This is a genomic window from Pseudomonas oryzicola, from assembly GCF_014269185.2.
Taxonomy (GTDB): Bacteria; Pseudomonadota; Gammaproteobacteria; order Pseudomonadales; family Pseudomonadaceae; genus Aquipseudomonas; species Aquipseudomonas oryzicola.
Window position 1 is genome coordinate 77,589 of sequence record NZ_JABWRZ020000002.1, and the last position, 23,540, is coordinate 101,128.

At 63.3% G+C, this 23,540-nt stretch carries 19 protein-coding genes; 3 read left to right on the plus strand and 16 right to left on the minus strand.

What is annotated here, in order from left to right; all coding sequences use genetic code 11:
• The first annotated feature begins 129 nt into the window (after positions 1–129).
• Both mutS and fdxA read left to right on the plus strand, forming a co-directional pair.
• Positions 130–2,703: a DNA mismatch repair protein MutS gene (gene mutS / locus HU760_RS18475; RefSeq protein WP_186679171.1), complete on the plus strand. Its 2,574-nt coding sequence runs from the start codon at positions 130–132 to the stop codon at positions 2,701–2,703.
• Between the two features lie 140 nt (positions 2,704–2,843).
• Positions 2,844–3,167 carry a ferredoxin FdxA gene (gene fdxA / locus HU760_RS18480; RefSeq protein WP_085626452.1) on the plus strand — a complete coding sequence of 108 codons (324 nt, stop codon included), beginning with the start codon at positions 2,844–2,846 and terminating at the stop codon, positions 3,165–3,167.
• 512 nt (positions 3,168–3,679) lie between these two features.
• Here fdxA and rpoS read toward each other — a convergent pair.
• From rpoS to HU760_RS18520, 8 genes are all read right to left on the minus strand, one after another.
• A complete protein-coding gene (gene rpoS / locus HU760_RS18485) occupies positions 3,680–4,687 on the minus strand; it encodes an RNA polymerase sigma factor RpoS (RefSeq protein ID WP_170028669.1) in 1,008 nt (335 codons plus the stop codon).
• Between the two features lie 108 nt (positions 4,688–4,795).
• Positions 4,796–5,653 carry a peptidoglycan DD-metalloendopeptidase family protein gene (locus HU760_RS18490; protein WP_186679172.1) on the minus strand — a complete coding sequence of 286 codons (858 nt, stop codon included), beginning with the start codon at positions 5,651–5,653 and terminating at the stop codon, positions 4,796–4,798.
• 219 nt (positions 5,654–5,872) lie between these two features.
• A complete protein-coding gene (locus tag HU760_RS18495; RefSeq protein WP_170034070.1) occupies positions 5,873–6,511 on the minus strand; it encodes a protein-L-isoaspartate(D-aspartate) O-methyltransferase in 639 nt (212 codons plus the stop codon).
• Between the two features lie 35 nt (positions 6,512–6,546).
• Positions 6,547–7,296 (minus strand): 5'/3'-nucleotidase SurE, encoded by a 750-nt coding sequence (gene surE / locus HU760_RS18500; protein WP_186679174.1) that lies wholly within the window; start codon positions 7,294–7,296, stop codon positions 6,547–6,549.
• Complete coding sequence (gene truD / locus HU760_RS18505; RefSeq protein ID WP_186679176.1) at positions 7,284–8,342, minus strand: tRNA pseudouridine(13) synthase TruD; 1,059 nt, start codon at positions 8,340–8,342, stop codon at positions 7,284–7,286. The genes surE and truD overlap by 13 nt, the downstream gene beginning before the upstream one ends.
• Positions 8,339–8,812, minus strand: a complete 474-nt coding sequence (gene ispF / locus HU760_RS18510; RefSeq protein ID WP_186679178.1) for a 2-C-methyl-D-erythritol 2,4-cyclodiphosphate synthase — start codon at positions 8,810–8,812, stop codon at positions 8,339–8,341. Before ispF ends, truD begins: the two co-directional genes overlap by 4 nt.
• Positions 8,813–8,887: 75 nt before the next feature.
• Entirely contained in the window at positions 8,888–9,742 is an 855-nt protein-coding gene (gene fghA / locus HU760_RS18515; protein ID WP_186679180.1) for an S-formylglutathione hydrolase, read from the minus strand.
• Between the two features lie 8 nt (positions 9,743–9,750).
• The gene (locus HU760_RS18520; protein WP_016712915.1) at positions 9,751–10,863 is read right to left on the minus strand and encodes an S-(hydroxymethyl)glutathione dehydrogenase/class III alcohol dehydrogenase; all 1,113 of its coding nucleotides are present in this window, start codon (positions 10,861–10,863) and stop codon (positions 9,751–9,753) included.
• 107 nt (positions 10,864–10,970) lie between these two features.
• On the opposite strand from HU760_RS18520, the gene HU760_RS18525 reads away from it, so the two are divergent.
• A complete protein-coding gene (locus tag HU760_RS18525) occupies positions 10,971–11,867 on the plus strand; it encodes a LysR substrate-binding domain-containing protein (RefSeq protein WP_186679182.1) in 897 nt (298 codons plus the stop codon).
• Between the two features lie 132 nt (positions 11,868–11,999).
• On the opposite strand, the gene ispD is transcribed toward HU760_RS18525, so the two are convergent.
• The 8 genes from ispD to dnaE form a co-directional block, all read right to left on the minus strand.
• On the minus strand, positions 12,000–12,707 hold the full coding sequence (gene ispD / locus HU760_RS18530) for a 2-C-methyl-D-erythritol 4-phosphate cytidylyltransferase (protein WP_186679183.1): 708 nt from the start codon (positions 12,705–12,707) through the stop codon (positions 12,000–12,002).
• Entirely contained in the window at positions 12,704–12,985 is a 282-nt protein-coding gene (ftsB, locus tag HU760_RS18535) for a cell division protein FtsB (RefSeq protein ID WP_004375443.1), read from the minus strand. Before ftsB ends, ispD begins: the two co-directional genes overlap by 4 nt.
• Before the next feature lie 168 nt (positions 12,986–13,153).
• Positions 13,154–14,443, minus strand: coding sequence for a phosphopyruvate hydratase (gene eno / locus HU760_RS18540; protein WP_170028662.1), 1,290 nt, complete (start codon positions 14,441–14,443; stop codon positions 13,154–13,156).
• A gap of 152 nt (positions 14,444–14,595) precedes the next feature.
• On the minus strand, positions 14,596–15,441 hold the full coding sequence (gene kdsA, locus HU760_RS18545; protein WP_170028661.1) for a 3-deoxy-8-phosphooctulonate synthase: 846 nt from the start codon (positions 15,439–15,441) through the stop codon (positions 14,596–14,598).
• Positions 15,442–15,444: 3 nt separating this feature from the next.
• Positions 15,445–17,073: a CTP synthase gene (gene pyrG, locus HU760_RS18550; protein ID WP_186679184.1), complete on the minus strand. Its 1,629-nt coding sequence runs from the start codon at positions 17,071–17,073 to the stop codon at positions 15,445–15,447.
• Between the two features lie 269 nt (positions 17,074–17,342).
• Positions 17,343–18,626 (minus strand): tRNA lysidine(34) synthetase TilS, encoded by a 1,284-nt coding sequence (tilS, locus tag HU760_RS18555; protein ID WP_186679191.1) that lies wholly within the window; start codon positions 18,624–18,626, stop codon positions 17,343–17,345.
• 141 nt (positions 18,627–18,767) lie between these two features.
• Positions 18,768–19,715 carry an acetyl-CoA carboxylase carboxyl transferase subunit alpha gene (accA, locus tag HU760_RS18560; RefSeq protein ID WP_186679193.1) on the minus strand — a complete coding sequence of 316 codons (948 nt, stop codon included), beginning with the start codon at positions 19,713–19,715 and terminating at the stop codon, positions 18,768–18,770.
• 106 nt (positions 19,716–19,821) lie between these two features.
• Positions 19,822–23,346, minus strand: a complete 3,525-nt coding sequence (gene dnaE / locus HU760_RS18565; protein ID WP_186679194.1) for a DNA polymerase III subunit alpha — start codon at positions 23,344–23,346, stop codon at positions 19,822–19,824.
• Positions 23,347–23,540: the final 194 nt, after the last annotated feature.

A 23,540-nucleotide genomic window follows, 5' to 3' on the forward strand; every position in this document is an offset into this window, starting at 1 on the left:
TGCGCGAGGAAATGCAACGCACAGGCAACGCGATGATGCATGCAGCGGCGCGCCTGCATCTGCGCGAAAAAGCCTGTACCATTGCCGGTTTCACCAACGCCAACCAGATCACCCGCTGTAAGGCCCTGAATGTCCGATCTTTCCGCACACACCCCGATGATGCAGCAGTACTGGAAGCTGAAGAACCAGCACCCGGACCAGCTGATGTTCTACCGCATGGGCGACTTCTACGAAATCTTCTACGAAGATGCGAAAAAGGCCGCAAAACTGCTGGACATCACCCTGACCGCGCGCGGTCAGTCGGCCGGCCAGTCGATCCCCATGTGCGGGATTCCGTTCCATTCGCTGGAGGGCTACCTGGCCAAGCTGGTCAAGCTCGGCGAATCGGTGGTGATCTGCGAGCAGATTGGCGACCCGGCCACCAGCAAGGGCCCGGTGGAGCGCCAGGTAGTGCGCATCATCACCCCTGGCACGGTCAGCGACGAGGCCCTGCTCGACGAGCGCCGCGACAACCTGATTGCCGCGCTGCTGGGTGACGAACGCCTGTTCGGCCTGGCGGTGCTGGACATCACCAGCGGCAACTTCAGCGTGCAGGAGATAAAGGGCTGGGAAAACCTGCTGGCCGAACTTGAGCGCCTCAACCCGGTCGAGCTGCTGATTCCCGACGACTGGCCACGCGACCTGCCGGCTGAAAAGCGCCCAGGCGCCCGTCGCCGCGCGCCGTGGGACTTCGACCGCGACTCGGCGCGCAAGGCCCTGTGCCAACAATTCGCGACCAAGGACCTCAAGGGCTTTGGCTGCGACAAGCTGACCCTGGCCATCGGCGCCGCCGGCTGCCTGTTGATCTACGCCAAGGAAACCCAGCGCACTGCCCTGCCGCACCTGCGCAGCCTGCGCCACGAACGGCTGGACGACACGGTCATCCTCGACGGCGCCAGCCGCCGCAACCTGGAGCTGGACATCAACCTCGCCGGCGGGCGTGACAACACCCTGCAGTCGGTCATCGACCGCTGCCAGACCGCCATGGCCAGCCGCCTGCTGAGCCGCTGGCTGAACCGCCCGTTGCGCGACCTCAAGGTGCTGCAGGCCCGCCAGGACTCGATCCGCTGCCTGCTCGACGGCTACCGCTTCGAGAAGCTGCAGCCGCAACTCAAGGAAATTGGCGATATCGAGCGGATCCTCGCCCGTATCGGCCTGCGCAACGCCCGCCCACGCGACCTGGCACGCCTGCGCGATGCGCTGGGTGCGCTGCCCGAGCTGCAAAACGCCATGGCCGAGCTGGAGGCGCCGCACCTGGCGCGCCTGGCCGCCATTACCGGTACCTACCCGGAGCTGGCCAGCCTGCTGGAGCGGGCGATCATCGACAACCCGCCGGCGGTAATCCGCGATGGCGGCGTACTCAAGCCCGGCTATGACAACGAGCTGGACGAGTTGCTGGCGATCAGCGAGAACGCCGGCCAGTTCCTGATCGACCTGGAAGCCCGGGAAAAGGCCCGCACCGGCCTGGCCAACCTCAAGGTCGGCTACAACCGCGTCCACGGCTATTTCATCGAGCTGCCGACCAAACAGGCGGAGCAGGCGCCAAGCGACTATATCCGCCGCCAGACCCTCAAGGGTGCCGAGCGCTTCATCACCCCGGAGCTGAAGGCGTTCGAGGACAAGGCGCTGTCGGCCAAAAGCCGCGCGCTGGCCCGCGAGAAGATGCTCTACGACGGCTTGCTGGAAACCCTGATCAGCCACCTGCCGCCGCTGCAGGACAGCGCCGCCGCACTGGCTGAACTGGACGTGCTCAGCAACCTGGCCGAACGTGCGCTGAACCTGGACCTGAACTGCCCGCGCTTCGTCGACGAGCCGTGCCTGCGCATCGAGCAAGGCCGCCACCCGGTGGTGGAACAGGTACTGACCACGCCGTTCGTGGCCAACGACCTGGGCCTGGACGACAACACGCGCATGCTGATCATCACCGGCCCGAACATGGGCGGTAAGTCCACCTACATGCGCCAGACCGCCCTGATCGTGCTGCTGGCGCATATCGGCAGCTTCGTGCCGGCGGCCAGTTGCGAACTGTCGCTGGTCGACCGCATCTTCACCCGTATCGGCTCCAGCGACGACCTGGCCGGCGGGCGCTCGACCTTCATGGTCGAAATGAGCGAAACCGCCAACATCCTGCACAACGCCACCGACCGCAGCCTGGTGCTGATGGACGAAGTGGGCCGCGGCACCAGCACTTTCGACGGCCTGTCGCTGGCCTGGGCTGCCGCCGAGCGGCTGGCCCAGCTGCGTGCCTACACGCTGTTCGCCACGCACTACTTCGAGCTCACCGTGCTGCCCGAAAGCGAGCCGCTGGTGGCCAACGTGCACCTGAACGCCACCGAGCACAATGAACGCATCGTGTTCCTGCACCATGTGCTGCCCGGCCCTGCCAGCCAAAGCTACGGCCTGGCCGTGGCCCAACTGGCAGGCGTACCGACGGCGGTCATCCAGCGTGCCCGCGAACACCTGGCACGCCTGGAAACCACCAGCCTGCCGCACGAACAACCGCCGGCGCCAAAAGCCAAGGATGTGCCACAGGTGCCGCACCAGAGCGATCTGTTCGCCAGCCTGCCACACCCGGCTATCGAGAAGCTGGGCAAGCTGCAACTGGACGACATGACCCCGCGTCAAGCTATCGAAACGCTATATCAACTAAAGAACCTGTTATAACGGCGTCCACTACAAGCTGGTAGAATCCGCCGCGGTTTGCTGGTGCTGCAGGTTATTAGCCTGGCCTGCAGCCACATGCCTGTAAACCGCGCGGCCCTGAGAGGAAGGGCCGCCGCCGTCGCCTGAGGAGAGAACTAGAAATGACCTTCGTCGTCACCGACAACTGCATCAAATGCAAATACACCGACTGCGTGGAAGTCTGTCCGGTGGACTGCTTCTACGAAGGCCCGAACTTCCTGGTCATTCACCCGGACGAGTGCATCGACTGCGCCCTGTGCGAACCGGAATGCCCGGCCCAAGCCATTTTCTCGGAAGACGAAGTGCCAGCGGGCATGGAAAACTTCATCGAGCTGAACGCCGAACTGGCGGAAATCTGGCCGAACATCACCGAGCGCAAGGACGCTCTGCCAGACGCTGAAGAGTGGGATGGCAAGACCGGCAAGATCGAACATCTGGAGCGCTGATAGCGCCCGACACGAAAAAGGCCCCTCGGGGCCTTTTTTCATTTTGCGTGGGCAAAAAAAAGGGGCGGTTTGACCCGCCCACATTTTTTCCGTAGTCCCTGCTTGTCCCTGACATCATCCTGATGAAATCGCTTCTTGCGATGTCCTTGGCCTTCATCCTGAAAGCCTGTGCATGTCCCTGTGCACAGTTCGAATACTAGCGGTCTGAGCTGGGCCGGCAACCGCTAAACCTCACAGAGTGTTGCCGGTGACACATTTCCTCACGTCTAAATAAACCTGATATTTCAATGAGTTGGGAAATTGCGTTTTTTGGCAGCGACAATGATTTACTGGTGGCTACATAAAAGGCTTACAAAACAAGTAAGCAAAGACTTACACACACTGTTAACAGGGTAGCGCTGTACATAATATTGCTGAACCCGAGCCTGTGCGGCTGTCGGCGCTTGGCCTCGCATCGAGGACAAACAAAAACGCCCCGAGGTCGTCGGGGCGTTTCATGCTGCTGGCCTTCGCTACTGGAATAGCGACTCGCTGGACAGCCCGTTCTTCTCAAGGATCTCGCGCAGGCGCTTGAGCCCTTCTACCTGGATCTGCCGCACGCGTTCACGGGTCAGGCCGATTTCCAGGCCGACATCCTCGAGCGTGCTGCTTTCATGCCCACGCAGACCGAAGCGCCGCACCACTACCTCACGCTGCTTGTCGGTCAGCTCGCCCAGCCACTGGTCGATGCTCTGCGACAGGTCGTCATCCTGCAACAGTTCGCAGGGGTCGGTCGGGCGGTCGTCGGTCAAGGTATCGAGCAGTGTCTTGTCCGAGTCCGGGCCCAGCGACACATCCACCGAAGACACCCGCTCGTTCAGGCCCAGCATGCGCTTGACCTCGCCGACCGGCTTCTCCAGCAGCGTGGCGATTTCTTCCGGCGACGGCTCGTGATCGAGCTTCTGCGTCAGTTCGCGGGCAGCGCGCAGGTAGACGTTCAGTTCCTTGACCACATGGATCGGCAGGCGAATGGTGCGAGTCTGGTTCATGATCGCCCGTTCGATGGTCTGGCGTATCCACCAGGTCGCATAGGTCGAGAAACGGAAACCGCGTTCCGGGTCGAACTTTTCGACCGCGCGAATCAGCCCAAGGTTGCCCTCCTCGATCAGGTCGAGCAGCGACAGGCCGCGGTTCACGTAACGACGGGCGATTTTGACAACCAGGCGCAGGTTGCTTTCGATCATGCGCTTGCGGCCGGCAGGGTCACCCTTTTGCGACAGGCGCGCAAAGTGCACTTCCTCTTCCGGCGAAAGCAGTGGCGAGAATCCGATCTCGTTGAGATACAGCTGGGTAGCATCAAGCGCCCGGCTGTAATCGATGTACTTGTGTTGCTTGAGCGAAGAGCCCGATTTGGCCCTCGTCCGAACCGAAGATACAGCAGGTTCGTCTGACACCACATCCGTTTCCAAAACGATACCCGTCTCCATCAGGAGGACGTCATCGTCGATGTCAAACTCCGGCACTTCTTTACTGAGAGCCATTGTTATAGTCCTTTGCTGAGTTCGAACTCAGACTCGAGCGGCACCTTTCTCCCTGGCAGCGCTGGAGCCTGTCCCCTCTACATCAGCGGAACAGGCCAGGTACAACAGTCAACGACGTGGCAGGAACTGGAGCGGATCGACGGGCTTGCCCTGGCGGCGAATCTCGAAATGCAGCTTCACCCGATCTGTGCCTGTGGACCCCATTTCAGCAATCGACTGCCCTGCCTTGACCTGCTGCCCCTCCCGAACCAAAAGCCTGCGGTTATGACCGTAGGCACTGACGTAGGTGTCGCTGTGCTTGATGATGATCAGCTCGCCGTAACCCCGCAGCCCACTCCCGGCGTAGACCACTGCACCATCAGACGCAGCAAAAACAGGCTGTCCCAAATCACCGGCGATATCAATGCCTTTATTCAAACTACCGTTTGAAGCGAATTTACCAATCAGCACGCCATTGGCTGGCCAGGTCCAACCACCCACCGCGCGCTCCGCGGCCGGCACGCTGGCGACCACCGGGGCGCTACTGGAGGCTGCCGGTGCGGCCGGTTTGCCGGGGCTGGCAGGTGCCGTGGCGGTGCTACCGGCAGGCCGCCGGATGACCGTGGTCTTGCTCGACGACGAGGGGCTGGACACCACCGTGGTAGTGCCGGACGCACCGCTGCTGAAACGAATCGCTTGCCCCGGGCGAATGGTATAAGGCGCCGCGATGCCGTTACGTGCGGCCAGTTCCTTGTAGTCCCAACCATAACGGAAGGCGATGGAGAACAGCGTATCGCCAGGCTTGACGATGTATTGGCCGGAGGTAACTGCTGGGCGCTTGGGCACGCTGTTGTTGCGGTCGACCACCCGCGCGCTGTTGCTGCTGGTACTCGAGCAACCCACCAGTAGCGTACTCATGGCCAGTGCAATCACCAGAAGCGTGAAACCCGACCCGTCCTTGCGCTGCCGAATGACTGTGTGACCCACCCGCGCTCCCCTCATGGTGCCGAAAACGATATGAAGACAAGAAATGCAATAATGTTGCAATTATAACCAAGCCGGCCGCTCTTGGCAGGCAGGTCGAGTGACTGATGCAACGCTACGGCGCAATCTGTGCGCCAGCGCCTCACCCCGCCAGATAGACAGGGCGAAGCAACAGGAATTCGCCACCGGCACAAAAATACCGCTGGCGCGGGCCCGCAGCGCTCAGGCCAGCGGGCCGTTGAGCAGCGGCACGAAGCGCACGGCCCCCAGCACACGGCGGGAGAACCCATGCTCCTCGCGCACGATCAGCATCAGTTGCTGCGTTTCGCCGGCCGGCCCCACCGGGATGACCATGCGCCCGCCAGGTGCCAGTTGGTCGAGCAGTGCCTGCGGCACTTCCGGCGCCACGGCAGTGACGATGATGCCGTTGTAAGGCGCCAGCGCCGGCCAGCCCTCGCAACCGTCGCCCCAGCGGAAAACCACGTTGCGCAAGTTCAGCTCCACCAGACGCTCCTTGGCCCGGTCCTGCAAGACCTTGATGCGCTCCACCGAGAACACCCGCTCGACCAGCTGGGCCAGGATCGCCGTCTGGTAGCCCGAGCCAGTGCCAATCTCCAGCACCTTGTCCAGCGGCCCGGCCTCGAGCAGCAGTTCGCTCATGTGGGCGACCATGAACGGCTGGGAGATGGTCTGGTTATGGCCGATCGGCAACGCGGTGTCTTCGTAGGCCCGATGCGCCAGGGCCTCGTCGACGAACAGGTGGCGCGGGGTGCGACGGATCACGTCGAGCACCTTGCTGTTGGAAACCCCCTCTTCGCACAGGCGCTGGATCAACCGCTCCCGGGTCCGCTGGGAAGTCATGCCGATACCACGCCGCAGCATATCGTCCTCGCGCATCAGAGCAGGCCCTCCAGCCAACCGTCGAGCTGCTCGAAGGCAGCACTGAAGGTGCGGTCGAGCTGCAGCGGGGTGATCGACACATAGCCTTGCATCACGGCATGGAAATCGGTGCCCGGACCACCGTCCTCGGCATCCCCGGCCACGGCGATCCAGTAGCCTTCCTTGCCGCGCGGGTTGACCACCTTGGTCGGCGCCGCCGCCCGCGCCCGGTGACCGAGGCGGGTGAGCTGGAAGCCACGAATGTGTTCCAGCGGCAGGTTGGGGATGTTGACGTTGAGCACGGTGCGTGGCGGCAAGGCCAGGCGCGACTGCGCCTCGACCAGGCGGCGGGCGATATGGGCGGCAGCCGGCAGGTTGTCCGGCTGGCGCGACAACAGCGAGAATGCCAGCGAGGTCCCGCCGAGGAAGCGGCCTTCAAGGGCGGCGGCAACCGTGCCCGAATAGAGCACGTCGTCACCCAGGTTGGCCCCCAGGTTGATCCCCGACACAACCATGTCCGGCGCTTGTGGCAACAGGCCATTGAGCCCCAGGTGCACGCAGTCGGTCGGCGTGCCGTTGAGGCTGATGAAGCCATTGGCCAAAGTCTGCGGGTGCAATGGCCGGTCCAGCGTCAGCGAACTGCTGGCGCCGCTCTTGTCTTGATCCGGGGCGATCACCGTGCACTCGGCGTAATCTGCCAGCGCAGCGTGCAGCGCGGCGATGCCGGGTGCGGTAACACCGTCGTCGTTCGAAATCAGAATACGCATGGGCTGTCCGTCTGCCCTGCCGACACCAGATCCACGACTTCGCGCACCACCACGGTGGCGAAGCATCCGGCCGGAAGGACGAATTCCAGTTGCAGGATATCAGGCTCGGGATAATGCCACGTCAGGCCGCCAATAGGGAGCCGCAGAATTCGCCGTTCGTGATCCATGCCCGCCTGGGCCAACCACTGGCACAGTGCTGGCTGACGCGCACCAACGGCATTTTCCAGTCGCCCGGTGGCTCCGGCGGCTGGCGAATCGCCCGCGCCCCACAGCGGGCCGGTCGGGTGCAGGTCCAGGATCGCCAGGCGCGGGTCGGCACACTCTGCCTCCCCCGCCGGGAAGAAACTGCGGCTGTCGGTGAACGCCAGCAGGTCGCCCACCTGCGCCCGCGCCCAGGTACCATCGGCGACCCGGGCGGCCAGCAGTTGGTTGAACAGATAGCTGCGCCCGGCCGACAGCAGCCGCGAACGTACGTTGCGCTGTTCAGGCAAGGCCTTGCGCGCGGCCCAGTCGAGGGCGTCGTGGACATTGCCGCCGGCGTGACCGAAGCGCTGGCTGCCGAAATAGTTGGGCACCCCGTGCTGCTTGAGCTGTTCCAGGCGCGCGTTCACCGCCTGATGGTCGGCACCAAGGGCAGTCAGGCGCAGGGTGAAGCCGTTTGCCGAATGCGCGCCACGCTGCAGTTTGCGCTGGTGGCGCACCTGCTTGAGCACGCGCAGGCTGGCATCCTCGGCACGCGACAGGTCCGGGTCGGCCTTCCCCGGCAGGTGCAGGCTGAACCACTGGCGGGTCAGCGCCTGGCGGTCCTTGAGCCCGGCATAGCTGATGCTGCGCACCGGCACGCCGGCAGCGCGTGCCAGGCGGCGGGCGGCTTCTTCGGTGTTCAGGTCACGCTTCTCGACCCAGAGCCACAAGTGCTCGCCCTGCCCCGACAACGGAATGTCGAGCACTTCGTCGACCTGGAAATCTTCCGCTACCGCCTTGAGTACAGCGGTGCCCAAGGGTTCGCCCGATGCGCGCGGGCCCAGCAGTTCCAGCTCGGTCATGCTGGCAGCAGCAGGGCAACCGCATGCACGGCGATACCCTCCTCGCGACCGGTGAAGCCCAGTTTTTCAGTGGTGGTGGCCTTGACGTTGACCTGGTCGAGTTCGACCTGCAGGTCTTCGGCGATGCGCTGACGCATGGTCTCGATGTGTGGGGCCATCTTTGGCGCCTGAGCGACGATGGTGGCGTCGATATTGCCGACCTTCCAGCCTTTGGCCAGGACAATGCCGACCACATGGCGCAGCAGCACGCGGCTATCGGCGCCCTTGAACTGCGGGTCGGTGTCGGGGAAGTGCTTGCCGATGTCACCCAGCGCTGCCGCGCCCAGCAAGGCATCGCTCAGGGCGTGCAGCAGCACGTCGCCATCGGAGTGGGCCAGGAGGCCGTATTTGTGGGGGATACGCACCCCGCCCAGGGTAATGAAATCACCGTCGCAGAAACGGTGCACATCGTAGCCGTGGCCAATACGCATAGAAAAACGCCCTGAATGAGTCAGGGCGTGATTCTACCTGCTTTTGAGGAATTGGGGCTGCTTCGCAGCCGAGGCTTACACCCGCCCCAGTGCCACCGCATGATGGCGCAGGTGCTCCTCGATGAAGCTGGCGATGAAGTAGTAGCTATGGTCATAACCCGGCTGCAGGCGCAGGGTCAGTTCATGCCCCCCTTTGCGTGCCGCCTGCTCCAGCACTTCGGGCCTGAGCTGCTTGTCGAGGAAGTCGTCCCGGTCTCCCTGGTCGACCAGTAGCGGCGGGCATTCGCCCGCCGGGGTCTCGGCCAGCAGCACGCTGGCGTCCCATTCGCGCCAGCGCGCGCGGTCTTCACCGAGGTAACGGCTGAAGGCCTTCTCGCCCCACGGGCAATCCATCGGGTTGCTGATCGGCGAGAACGCCGATACCGAGCGGTACCGCCCCGGGTTGCGCAAGGCACATACCAGCGCGCCATGCCCGCCCATGGAGTGGCCGCTGATGCTGCGCTCGGCCGAAGCCGGGAAATGCGCCTCGATCAGCGCCGGCAACTCTTCCACCACGTAGTCGTGCATGCGGTAGTGCTGCGCCCAGGGTTGCTGGGTGGCGTTGAGGTAGAAGCCCGCCCCCAGGCCGAAATCCCAGGCACCCTCGGGGTCGCCCGGCACCTGCTCGCCACGCGGGCTGGTATCCGGTGCGACGATGATCAGCCCCAGCTCGGCGGCCAGGCGCTGGGCACCGGCCTTCTGCATGAAGTTCTCGTCGGTACAGGTGAGGCCGCTGAGCCAGTACAGCACCGGCAGCTTCTCGCCCTGCTCGGCCTGCGGTGGCAGGTAAACGGCGAACACCATGTCGCAGCCCAGCACCCTGGAGTGATGCCGGTAACGCTTGTGCCAGCCGCCGAAGCTCTTCTGGCAGGAGATGTTATCCAGGCTCATGGCGCACCTCAGAAGTGGATCACGCTGCGGATGCTCTTGCCTTCGTGCATCAGGTCGAAGGCCTTGTTGATGTCTTCCAGGCCCATGGTGTGGGTGATGAAGGTGTCCAGCGGGATCTCGCCCTTCTCGGACATCTCAACGTAGCTTGGCAGTTCGCTGCGGCCACGTACGCCGCCGAACGCCGAACCGCGCCAGACGCGACCGGTGACCAGCTGGAACGGACGGGTGGCAATTTCCTGGCCGGCACCGGCCACACCGATGATGACCGACTCACCCCAACCCTTGTGGCAGCATTCCAGCGCCGCACGCATGAGCTGCACGTTGCCGATGCACTCGAAGGAGAAGTCCACGCCGCCATCGGTGAGGTCGACAATCACTTCCTGGATCGGGCGGTCGTAGTCTTTCGGGTTGATGCAGTCGGTGGCCCCCAGCTGGCGGGCGATCTCGAACTTGGCCGGGTTGATGTCGATGGCGATGATACGCGAGGCCTTGGCCTTCACCGCGCCGATCACGGCCGAAAGGCCGATGCCGCCGAGGCCGAAGATGGCCACGGTGTCACCCGGCTTGACCTTGGCGGTGTTGAGCACCGCGCCGATACCGGTGGTGACACCGCAACCGAGCAGGCAGACCTTTTCCAGTGGCGCTTCTTTCTGGATCTTGGCCACGGAAATTTCCGGCAGCACGGTGTACTCGGAGAAGGTCGAGGTACCCATGTAGTGGAACAGCTGCTGGCCTTTGTAGGAGAAGCGCGTGGTGCCATCCGGCATCAGGCCCTTGCCCTGGGTGGCGCGAATGGCCTGGCACAGGTTGGTCTTGCCCGAGAGACAGAATTTGCACTTGCCGCATTCCGGGGTGTACAGCGGGATGACGTGGTCACCCACGGCGACCGAAGTCACGCCTTCGCCTACCGCCTCGACGATCGCGCCACCCTCGTGGCCAAGAATCGACGGGAAGATGCCCTCTGGGTCAGCACCGGACAGGGTATAGGCATCGGTGTGGCAGACACCGCTGGCGACTACCCGCAGCAGCACTTCACCGGCCTTGGGCATGGCCACGTCGACTTCGACGATTTCCAGAGGTTTCTTGGCTTCGAAAGCTACGGCAGCACGGGACTTGATCATCAAAGGTCTCCAGACAGAGGGTCGATTCAGTCTGGCAGTGTAATTCACCGCAATTTGATGAATAATCCGGACGAAGACAAAACATTATTGCCATACAGGGATAATCCATGAGCAGCCGCTGGGAGGGCATCGACGAATTCGTCGCCGTGGCCGAAATGGGCCAGTTCACTGCAGCGGCCGAACGCCTGGGGGTTTCTTCGTCGCATGTCAGCCGGCAGATTGCCCGGCTGGAAGAGCGCCTGCAGACCCGCTTGCTGTACCGCAGTACCCGGCGGGTGACCCTGAGCGAAGCCGGGCAGACCTTTCTGCAGCACTGCCAGCGCCTGCAGGATGGCCGCGAAGAAGCCCTGCGCGCCATGGGTGACCTGGCCAGCGAACCCAAGGGCTTGTTGCGCATGACCTGCGCGGTGGCCTATGGCGAGCGCTTCATCGTGCCGCTGGTGACCCGATTCATGGCGCAGTACCCGCAATTGCGGGTGGACGTGGAGCTGAGCAACCACACCCTCGACCTGGTACAGGAAGGCATGGACCTGGCCATCCGCCTGGGCCGGCTGGCCGACTCACGGCTGGTGGCCACCCGGCTGGCGCCACGGCGGATGTACCTGTGCGCCTCGCCGGCCTACCTGGAACGTTATGGGCGCCCACACAGCCTGTCGGAGCTGGCACGGCACAATTGCCTGGTGGGCAGCTCCGACCTGTGGGCGCTGCAGCAGGACGGTCGCGAGATCAGCCAGCGGGTGCAGGGCAACTGGCGCTGCAACAGCGGGCAGGCGGTGCTGGACGCGGCGCTGCAAGGGATGGGGTTGTGCCAGTTGCCGGACTATTACGTGCTGGAGCACTTGAACAGCGGCGCGCTGGTCTCGTTGCTGGAAGCGCACCAGCCGCCAAACACGGCGGTATGGGCGCTGTACCCGCAGCAGCGGCACCTGTCGCCGAAAGTGCGGCGGCTGGTGGATTATCTGAAGGAAGGGTTGGCGGGGCTGCCGGAGTATCGCTTGAACTGAAACCTTGTACTGGCTGGTCTGGCCTCTTCGCGGGTAAACCCGCTCCCACAGATACAGCGCAAACCTGAAGGGATGTGCGATACCTGTGGGAGCGGGTTTACCCGCGAAGAGGCCGGCACAGATGCAAGAAATTCAGCGCCGCCCTGCCCAACGCTGGCGCAACCACTCCAGGTCTTCCGGCCGGGTCACCTTGATGTTGTCACTGCGCCCTTCGACCAGCCGCGGCGCCTGGCCGGACCACTCGATGGCCGATGCTTCATCGGTCACCAGCACATCGGACACCAGGCACTCGGCCAGCGCCCGGTGCAACGCCCCGAGGCGGAACATCTGTGGGGTATACGCCTGCCAAATGGTGCTGCGGTCCACCGTCGCGCTCACCCGGCCGTTGCCATCAGCCCGCTTGAGGGTATCGCGTGCCGGCACCGCCAGCAGCCCCCCCACGGGGTCGTCCGCCAGTTCCGACAGCAGCTTGTCCAGGTCACTGCGCGCCAGGTTCGGGCGCGCAGCATCGTGCACCAGTACCCAGTCGCTGTCCGCCGCCCCTTCGGCGTGCAGTATCAGCAAGGCATTGAGTACCGAGTCGGCACGCTCTCGGCCCCCCGTCGCACGACGGATACGCGGATCGCTGGCGCAGCGCAGGGTCGGCCAGTAGGGGTCGTGTTCGGCAATACTGACCACCACGCCGTTGAGCGCCGGGTGGCCAAGAAAACAGTCGAGGCTGTGCTCGAGAATGGTCTGCCCGGCCAGTTCCAGATACTGCTTGGGGCGGTCGGCAGCCATGCGGGCGCCAACGCCCGCAGCAGGAATCACGGCCCAGAAGGCCGGTAACGTATCGATCATTTCTGTGGCAACTGGAAGAGGGTTTCGCCCTCTTTGACCATTCCCAATTCGTGGCGAGCCCGTTCTTCAACGGTCTCCATGCCTTTTTTCAGCTCCAGCACTTCGGCGTCGAGCACGCGGTTTCGCTCAAGCAGGCGCTCGTTCTCGGCATGCTGCTCGGCGATCTGCTGCTTCAGCTCGGTCACTTGCGCCAGGCTGCCGTTACCCACCCACAGGCGGTACTGCAGGCCACCCAGCAGCAGGAGCAGGACAAGGAACAACCAATAAGGACTGCGCATCTAGGTATCCAGGTTAAAAAAGACCGTCGCAGAATGCTCAACTCGGGGTCTCGAATAGCACAAAGCCTGGCCGAGGCCAGGCTTCGTCGACAGAAACCCGTTGGAACGTAGGAATTTCAGTAAGAAAGCCCCTACAACTCCGGCTGCTGTCTTTTTACCATCTCTTGCTTAGCCGCGAAACTCGGCACGACCACGGTAAACCGCCTTGGCACCCAGTTGCTCTTCGATACGCAGCAGCTGGTTGTACTTGGAAACGCGGTCGGAACGGCACAGCGAGCCGGTCTTGATCTGGCCAGCAGCAGTACCTACCGCCAGGTCGGCGATGGTCGAATCTTCGGTTTCACCGGAACGGTGCGAAATCACCGCGGTGTAGCCAGCGGCCTTGGCCATCTGGATGGCTTCCAGGGTTTCGGTCAGCGAGCCGATCTGGTTGAACTTGATCAGGATCGAGTTACCGATGCCCTTCTCGATGCCTTCCTTGAGGATCTTGGTGTTGGTCACGAACAGATCGTCGCCAACCAGTTGCACCTTGGCGCCGATCTTGTCGGTGAGGATCTTCCAGCCAGCCCAGTCGGACTCGTCCAGGCCGTCTTCGATCGAGATGATCGGGAAGCGCTCGGTCAGGCCTTTGAGGTACTCGGCGAAGCCTTCGGCGTCGAACGACTTGCCTTCGCCGGACAGGTTGTACTTGCCGTCTTCGTAGAATTCCGAAGCCGCGCAGTCCAGGGCCAGGGTCACGTCGGTGCCCAGCTTGTAGCCGGCTTTCTCGACCGCTTCGGCGATGGCGCCCAGGGCGTCTTCGTTGGAAGCCAGGTTAGGGGCGAAACCACCTTCGTCACCCACGGCGGTGTTCAGGCCACGGGCCTTCAGCACGGCTTTGAGGTGGTGGAAGATCTCGGTACCCATGCGCAGGCCGTCGGAGAAGGTCTTGGCGCCAACCGGCTGAACCATGAACTCCTGGATGTCGACGTTGTTGTCGGCGTGCTCGCCGCCGTTGATGATGTTCATCATCGGAACCGGCATCGAGTACTGGCCCGGGGTGCCGTTCAGGTTGGCGATGTGCGCGTACAGCGGCAGGTCCAGGTCCTGGGCAGCGGCCTTGGCGGCAGCCAGGGAAACAGCCAGGATGGCGTTGGCGCCCAGCTTGGCCTTGTTCTCGGTACCGTCCAGTTCGATCATGGCGCGGTCCAGGGCCTTCTGGTCGGCTGGGTCCTTGCCCAGCAGCAGGTCACGGATCGGGCCGTTGATGTTGGCGACGGCCTTCAGCACGCCCTTGCCCAGGTAACGGCTCTTGTCGCCATCACGCAGCTCCAGCGCTTCGCGCGAGCCAGTGGAAGCACCGGACGGCGCGCAAGCACTGCCGATGATGCCGTTGTCGAGCAGTACATCGGCTTCCACGGTGGGGTTGCCACGCGAATCGAGAACTTCACGACCTTTGATGTCGACGATTTTTGCCATTGTTGTAAGCACTCCAGAATTGACGAAAACAACTTAGCTTGGGAAATCTTGCCGTTCACCGGGCGAACTTGCAGTGGGCAGGCCCCGTGAAGGGAACCCCTGACCGAGTGGTCAGGGGTGGATCGGACGGTACTTTACCCGAGAATCGAGCTTTACGCGGTTTCTACCGTCGGAAAACTTTTCACCAGGTCATCCAGTTGCTTGAGCTGGGCCAGGAACGGCTCCAGTTTGTCCAGGCGCAGGGCACAAGGACCATCGCACTTGGCGTTGTCCGGATCGGGGTGGGCTTCGAGGAACAGACCAGCCAGGCCCTGGCTCATGCCAGCCTTGGCCAGGTCGGTGACCTGGGCGCGACGGCCACCGGCGGAGTCGGCACGACCACCGGGCATCTGCAGGGCGTGGGTCACATCGAAGAACACCGGATACTCGAACTGCTTCATGATGCCGAAGCCGAGCATGTCCACCACCAGGTTGTTGTAGCCGAAGCTCGAACCACGCTCGCAGAGGATCAGCTGGTCGTTACCGGCCTCTTCGCACTTGGTCAGGATGTGTTTCATTTCCTGGGGGGCGAGGAACTGCGCCTTCTTGATGTTGATGACCGCGCCGGTCCTGGCCATCGCCACTACCAGGTCGGTCTGCCGCGACAGGAAGGCCGGCAGCTGGATGATATCGCACACCTTGGCCACCGGCTCGGCCTGATAGGGCTCGTGCACGTCGGTGATGACCGGCACATTGAAGGTGCGCTTGATCTCTTCGAAGATCTTCAAGCCTTCTTCCATGCCCGGGCCGCGGTAGGAGGTTACCGACGAACGGTTGGCCTTGTCGAAGCTGGCCTTGAACACGTACGGGATACCGAGCTTCTCGGTGACCCGCACGTACTCTTCGCAGACCTTCATTGCCAGGTCACGGGACTCCAGGACGTTCATGCCGCCGAACAGGACGAACGGCTTGTCGTTGGCGATCTCGATGTTACCGACGCGAATGATCTTCTGGGTCATTGATCAGGCCTTGTTCTTCTGAGCCAGGGCTGCCTTGACGAAGCCGCTGAACAGCGGGTGGCCGTCACGCGGGGTCGAGGTGAATTCCGGGTGGAACTGGCAGGCGACGAACCATGGGTGATCCTTGGACTCGACCACTTCCACCAGCGCACCGTCTTCGGAACGGCCGGAAACCACCAGGCCGGCGTCGATAAGTTGCGGCAGCAGGTTGTTGTTCACTTCGTAGCGGTGGCGGTGACGCTCGGTGATCACGTCCTTGCCGTAGCAGTCGTGCACCTTGGAACCGGCGACCAGTTGGCAGTCCTGGGCGCCCAGGCGCATGGTGCCGCCCAGGTCGGAGGCTTCGCTGCGGGTCTCGACGGCACCGGTGGCATCGGCCCACTCGGTGATCAGGCCGACCACCGGGTGGCCGCTGTTGCGGTCGAACTCGGTGGAGTTGGCGTCTTTCCAGCCCATCACGTTACGGGCGAATTCGATCACGGCGACCTGCATGCCCAGGCAGATACCCAGGTACGGTACCTTGTTCTCACGGGCGTACTGCACCGCGGTGATCTTGCCTTCCACGCCGCGCAGGCCGAAACCGCCCGGCACCAGGATGGCATCGGCACCTTCGAGCAGGCTGGTGCCCTGGTTCTCGATGTCTTCCGAGTCGATGTAGCGCAGGTTGACCTTGGTGCGGTTGGTGATGCCGGCGTGGCTCATCGCTTCGATCAGCGACTTGTAGGCATCCAGCAGCTCCATGTACTTGCCGACCATGGCGATGGTCACTTCGTGCTCGGGGTTGAGCTTGGCATCGACCACCTTGTCCCATTCGGACAGGTCGGCGCCGTTGCACTGCAGGCCGAAGCGCTCGACGACGAAATCGTCCAGGCCCTGTGCATGCAGTACGCCCGGGATCTTGTAGATGGTGTCGACGTCTTCCAGCGAAATCACCGCACGCTCTTCAACGTTGGTGAACAGCGCGATCTTGCGACGCGACGAGGCATCGACCGGGTGGTCGGAACGGCAGATCAGCACGTCTGGCTGCAGGCCGATGGAGCGCAGTTCCTTGACCGAATGCTGGGTCGGCTTGGTCTTGGTCTCGCCAGCGGTGGCGATGTACGGGACCAGGGTCAGGTGCATCAGCATGGCGCGCTTGGAGCCCACTTCGACGCGCAGCTGGCGGATGGCCTCGAGGAACGGTTGCGACTCGATGTCGCCCACGGTACCGCCGATTTCCACCAGGGCCACGTCGGCATCGCCGGCACCCTTGATGATGCGACGCTTGATTTCGTCGGTGATGTGCGGGATGACCTGGATGGTCGCGCCCAGGTAGTCACCACGACGCTCTTTACGCAGCACGTGCTCGTAGATGCGGCCGGTGGTGAAGTTGTTGTTCTGGGTCATGGTGGTGCGGATGAACCGCTCGTAGTGGCCCAGGTCGAGGTCGGTTTCGGCGCCATCGTGGGTGACGAACACTTCACCATGCTGGAACGGGCTCATGGTGCCCGGATCGACGTTGATGTACGGATCCAGCTTGAGCATGGTGACCTTCAGGCCCCGCGCTTCCAGGATGGCCGCCAGGGAAGCCGAGGCAATGCCTTTCCCCAATGAAGAAACAACACCGCCCGTGACGAATATGTAGCGCGTCATGAAAAACCCTAGAAGTCTGCGTTAAGGCGGCCAGCGCCGCCGGAGAAAGCGAAGGAAGGCCGAAGCCCCCGATCACCTGCGTCAATCACAGTGCATCTCGAAAAACTGCCGCGTCTGTACAGACCAGGGGTATCCCCGGCATGGAGCTCGCTCGTCATTTTCAGAATCAGCCCAGCAAAAAACTGCTTGGTAATCGGCAACTCCTGTGTTTTCGCGGAACCCACAGAAGCTGTATCAAGAAGGGAGGGTAGTCTACCCGAATGTACCCTTCAGCTCAAACCTTGCGCGTTCGTCGGCAACTGCCAATGCAGCTGGCAATCCGCCTGTACCAGCCCGGGCAGGTTGGCCACCGCCAGCAGCCGCTCGCCCTGGTACAGCAATGGCAGGCGCGGGCGCAGGAAGTGCGGTACCTGCAGCTCGTTGAGCAGGCGCTTGAGCTCGCGTCGGCCGCGGCCGGGGATGTCCAGTACTTCGCCACCCTGGCGGTAGCCAATGCGCAAGCCCGCCGCTGGCACTGCGCCAACCAGCCGCACACGGCCGTTACCCGGCAGCCACAGAGGCTCGCCGGGGTCGGGCCACGCCGCCCCTGCGCCAGGCTGCTGCAGCCAGTCGCCGCTCAACCACCAGATGCGTCCATGGCTGCGCAACAGTTGCCCATCGGCCAGCCGCCATACCGGCTGGGCATCGGCGGCGGCATCGCGCAGGTCTGCCCAACCCGCCCAGTGCCGGGTGTCGGGTAAACGGGTACGGTGGCTCAGCCAGTGCAGCAAGGCATTGCGCTGACGAGCCGGCGACAGCGCAACCAGGGCGGCCAGGTCGAGCGAGTCGAGCCCGGGCCAGGCCAACGGCGCGCCCGCCTCTGCAAGCGCCAGATCGCCCTGGGCGAGCTCGTCCAGCAGGCTCAGGGCTTCGCCCAGGTGCTCGGCAGCGCGGGCGAGGTTCTGGCTGGCCTGCGGCCAGCGTTGCTGCAAGTGCGGGAACACCTCGCCGCGCAGGTAGTTGCGGGCGAATCGTGTGTCGGCGTTGGATGGGTCTTCGATCCAGGTCAGCTGATGGGCCTCGGCGTAATCGCGCAACTGTTGCCTGGAATGTCCGAGCAAAGGCCTGGCCAGGCTGCCCTGCCCTAGCCGGCGTTGCCCCGGCATCGCCGCCAGGCCACGCAGACCGGCACCGCGCAGCAGGCGGAACAGCAGGGTTTCCGCCTGGTCGTCGCGGTGCTGGCCGGTGAACAGGATGTCGCCCGGGCCGAGCAGCTGGCTGAAGGCGGCATAACGGGCATTGCGGGCGGCCTGTTCGAGGCTGGCGCCGGGGGGAACCTGGACGTGGATGACCTGGAGTTCGATGCCGAGATAGTCGCAGACGGTTCGGCAATGGGCGGGCCAGGCATCGGCGGCGCTTTGCAGGCCGTGGTGGACGTGGATGGCGCACAGCGGAGGCGATGCGTGGTTGCGGGCGTAGTCGGCCAGCAGGTGCAGAAGCACGGTGGAGTCGAGGCCGCCGGAAAAGGCGATGTACCAGGCGGGGGCGTTGAGCCAGGGGGTGAGGTTGATCATCGAACCTGCACTCAATTCGAGAATGCATTCGCGGGTGAACCCGCTCCCACAAGGATCGCGCCGTTCCAGAGGGCTGCGCATTACCTGTGGGAGCGGGTTCACCCGCGAACACCGGCGAAGCCGGTGCCATTCATCTCGCTATCAGAGACCGTAGCTCATCAGGCGCTCGTAACGACGGGCCAGCAGCGCGTCGTGGTCGAGCTTGCCGAGCATGTCCAGCTGCTGCACCAGGTCGGCACGGATGCTTTCCGACATCTTGGCCGGGTCACGGTGGGCACCGCCCAGCGGTTCCTGGATGACCTTGTCGACGATGTTCAGGCTCTTCAGGCGCTCGGCAGTGATGCCCATGGCCTCGGCCGCGTCAGCAGCCTTGTCGGCGGTCTTCCACAGGATCGAGGCACAGCCTTCCGGCGAAATCACCGAGTAGGTGGAGTACTGCAGCATGTTCAACTGGTCGCACACGCCGATGGCCAGCGCACCGCCGGAACCACCCTCACCGATCACGGTGGCGATGATTGGCGTTTTCAGGCGCGCCATCACGCGCAGGTTCCAGGCGATGGCCTCGCTCTGGTTGCGCTCTTCGGCGTCGATGCCCGGGTAGGCGCCCGGGGTGTCGATGAAGGTCAGGATCGGCATCTTGAAGCGCTCGGCCATTTCCATCAGGCGGCAGGCCTTGCGATAGCCTTCAGGGCGTGGCATGCCGAAGTTGCGGCGCACCTTTTCGCGTACTTCACGGCCCTTCTGGTGGCCGATGACCATGACCGGCTTGCCGTCCAGACGTGCGGTACCACCGACGATGGCGGCGTCGTCGGAGAAGTGGCGGTCGCCGTGCAGCTCTTCGAACTCGGTGAAGATGTGCTCCAGGTAGTCCAGGGTGTAGGGACGACGTGGGTGGCGGGCCAGGCGGGCGATCTGCCAGCTGGTCAGGTTGCCGAAGATGCTTTCGGTCAGGGTGTTGCTCTTGTCTTGCAGACGGGCAATTTCATCGCTGATGTTCAGCGAGTTGTCGTTGCCTACCAGGCGCAGGCCTTCGATCTTGGCTTGCAGGTCGGCAATCGGCTGTTCGAAATCGAGAAAATTCGGGTTCATAGTCATCCGTCTTGGGTCTACGGCCAGGCGGCCGGCCGGTTGATCCGTTTGGCGCCCTACCTTAAGGGATCAGGCGCATTCAGGTCGAGATTAAATTTTTGTCGGTTCAACGATATTGCAGGAAGACGTTCTCACGCCCGAACTGGTCACGCAGCGCCTGAATCAGCCCATCGGCCGGGTCGATCGCCCACTGCTCGCCGAACTGCAGCATGGCCTTGGCGTCGCTGCCGGTGTATTCCAGGGTGATCGGGCACGCGCCGCGATGACGGGTAATCAGCTCGCCCAGCCATTTCAGCCGGTCGCCCCTGAGCGCTTCGTGCGCCACCTTCAGGCGCAGGCTCTCGGCCAGCTTGGTGCGCGCATCCTCCATGGTCATCACCTGCTTCACCCGCAGGCGCAGGCCACCGGAAAAGTCGTCGTTGCTGACCTCGCCTTCGACCACCACCATGGCGTCGGTCTGCAGCAAGGACTGTGCCGCCATGAAGGCATCGGCAAACAGCGATGCCTCGATGCGCCCGGAGCGGTCATCCAGGGTGACGAAGCCCATCTTGTCGCCTTTCTTGTTCTTCATCACCCGCAGGGCGATGATCATGCCGGCGATGGTCTGGGTGTCGCGCGACGGCTTGAGGTCGATGATGCGCTGGCGGGCGAAGCGGCGGATTTCGGCTTCGTACTCGTCGATCGGGTGGCCGGTGAGGTACAGGCCAAGGGTGTCCTTCTCGCCCTTCAGGCGTTCCTTGAGGGTCAGCTCGCGCACCTTGCGGTGGTTGGCGTAGACGTCGGCGTCCGCTGCGTCGAACATGCCGCCGAACAGGTCGACGTGGCCACTGTCTGCGGTATGGGCGGCCTGCTCGGCAGCCTTGATGGCCTCGCCCAGCGCCGAGAGCAAGGTGGCACGGTTGATGTCGATGTGGGCGTGGTAGGCCTTGATCTCGTCATGGAAGTGCGGCCCGAGGCGGTCCAGTGCGCCACTGCGGATCAGTGCATCGAGGGTGCGCTTGTTGACCCGCTTGAGGTCGATGCGCTGGCAGAAATCGAACAGGTCCTTGAACGGGCCGCCCTGGGCACGTGCCTCGACGATCGCCTCTACCGGGCCCTCGCCCACACCCTTGATGGCGCCCAGGCCATAGACGATGCGCCCGTCATCGTTGACGGTGAACTTGAAGTCGGAGAAGTTCACGTCCGGTGCGTCGAGCCGCAGCTTCATGCTGCGCACTTCTTCTACCAGTACCACCACCTTGTCGGTGTTGTGCATATCCGCCGACAGCACCGCCGCCATGAACGGCGCCGGGTAGTGGGTCTTCAGCCAGGCAGTCTGGTAGGACACCAGGCCATAGGCGGCGGAGTGGGATTTGTTGAAGCCGTAACCGGCGAATTTCTCTACCAGGTCGAAGATGTTGCCGGCAAGGTCCGCATCGATATTGTTGTTGGCACAACCCTCGATGAAGCCACCGCGCTGCTTGGCCATTTCCTCGGGCTTTTTCTTGCCCATGGCCCGGCGCAGCATGTCGGCGCCACCAAGGGTGTAGCCGGCCATCACCTGGGCGATCTGCATCACCTGTTCCTGGTACAGGATGATGCCGTAGGTTGGTGCCAGTACCGGCTGCAGGCCTTCGTACTGGTAATCCGGGTGCGGGTAGGCCAGCTCGGCACGGCCGTGCTTGCGGTTGATGAAGTCGTCCACCATGCCCGACTGCAGCGGGCCGGGGCGGAACAGTGCTACCAGTGCGATCAGGTCTTCCAGGCAGTCGGGCTTGAGCTTCTTGATCAGCTCCTTCATGCCACGCGATTCAAGCTGGAACACCGCCGTGGTTTCGGCCTTCTGCAACAGCTCGTAGGTCTTGCGGTCGTCCAGCGGGATGAAGTCGATGTTGACCTCGGGCAGGTTCTTCTTGGCCTGCTCGCGGTTGATGATCTCCATGGCCCACTTGATGATGGTCAAGGTACGCAGGCCGAGGAAGTCGAACTTCACCAGGCCCGCAGCCTCGACGTCGTCCTTGTCGAACTGGGTCACCAGGCCGCCGCCCTCTTCGTCACAGGCGATCGGCGAGAAGTCGGTGAGCTTGGTCGGGGCGATCACCACACCACCGGCGTGCTTGCCGGTGCCCCGCGTCACACCCTCGAGTTTCAGGGCCATGTCCCAGATTTCGCGGGCGTCTTCGTCGCCCTTGAGGAAGTCGCGCAGGATTTCTTCCTGCTCGTAGGCCTTTTCCAGGGTCATGCCGACTTCGAACGGGATCATCTTCGACAACCGGTCGGCCAGCCCGTAGGACTTGCCTTGCACCCGCGCCACGTCACGCACCACCGCCTTGGCGGCCATGGTGCCGAAGGTGATGATCTGGCTGACCGCGTTGCGCCCATAGGTTTCGGCCACGTAGTCGATCACCCGGTCGCGGCCATCCATGCAGAAGTCGACGTCGAAGTCGGGCATGGAAATACGTTCAGGGTTGAGGAAGCGCTCGAACAGCAGGTCGTAGGCCAGCGGGTCGAGGTCGGTGATCTTCAGCACGTAGGCCACCAGCGAGCCGGCACCCGAACCCCGGCCCGGGCCCACCGGCACGCCATTGTTCTTGGCCCACTTGATGAAGTCCATCACGATCAGGAAGTAACCGGGGAAACCCATCTGGATGATGATGTCCAGCTCGAACTTCAGGCGGTCCAGATAGACCTGGCGCTTTTCTTCGTAATTGGGCGTGGTCTCTTTCGGCCACAGTACCGCCAGGCGCTCTTCCAGGCCTTCGTGGGAGACGTGGCGCAGGTAGTCATCGATACCCATGCCGTTGGGCGTGGGGAAGTCGGGCAGGAAGTACTTGCCCAGCTGTACCTGGATATTGCAGCGTTTGGCGATCTCGACGGTGTTGGCGATGGCGTCGGGCAGGTCGCTGAACAGCTCGGCCATTTCCTCGGCCGACTTCAGGTACTGCTGGTCGCTGTACATCCTTGGGCGGCGTGGGTCGTCGAGGGTCCAGCCCTCGCCGATGCACACCCGCGTTTCATGGGCGTCGAAGTCGGACTGCTTGATGAAGCGCACGTCGTTGGTTGCCACCAGCGGGGCCCCGAACTTGTCAGCCAGGGCCACAGCGGCATGCACGTATTCTTCGTCGCGAGCGCGGTTGGTGCGCTGCACTTCAACGTAGAAGCGCTCGGGGAACATGCCCATCCAGTCCTGCAGCAGAGCCTCGGCCTCCTCGTCCCTGCCAGCCAGCAGGGCCATGCCGATATCGCCTTCCTTGCCTGCGGACAAAGCGATCAGGCCCTCGCTGGCCGGGGCGATCCAGTCACGCTGGAGGACTACCAGGCCATTGCGCTGGCCGTCGGTCCAGCCGCGCGAAATGAGTTCGGTGAGGTTGCGATAGCCCTTGGGGTTCATGGCCAGGAAGCAGATACGCGACAGCGGCGCTTCCGGATCGTCGCCGGCCAGCCACAGGTCGGCGCCGCAAATCGGCTTGATGCCGGCGCCCATGGCAGTCTTGTAGAACTTCACCAGCGAGCACATGTTGCTCTGGTCGGTGATTGCCACCGCCGGCATGTTCATCCCCGCCAGTGCCTTGGCCAGCGGCTTGATCCGCACCAGGCCGTCGACCAGCGAGAATTCGGAATGGACGCGCAGGTGAACGAAGGGAACCGGCATGGAAGATCCTGTAGCAGTGCTGAACGACAAGGGCGGGATTGTAGCGTAAATGAGGCGGGATTTTGGGTTGCTTTGCAGCTTATCGCGACACAAGGCGCTCACAAGCATCGCGCTGTTCTCCAGCGCTAGCGTTGTACTACGCGGCGGATGGCACCGGCTGTGCCGGTGATCGCGGATAAATCCGCTCCTACAGG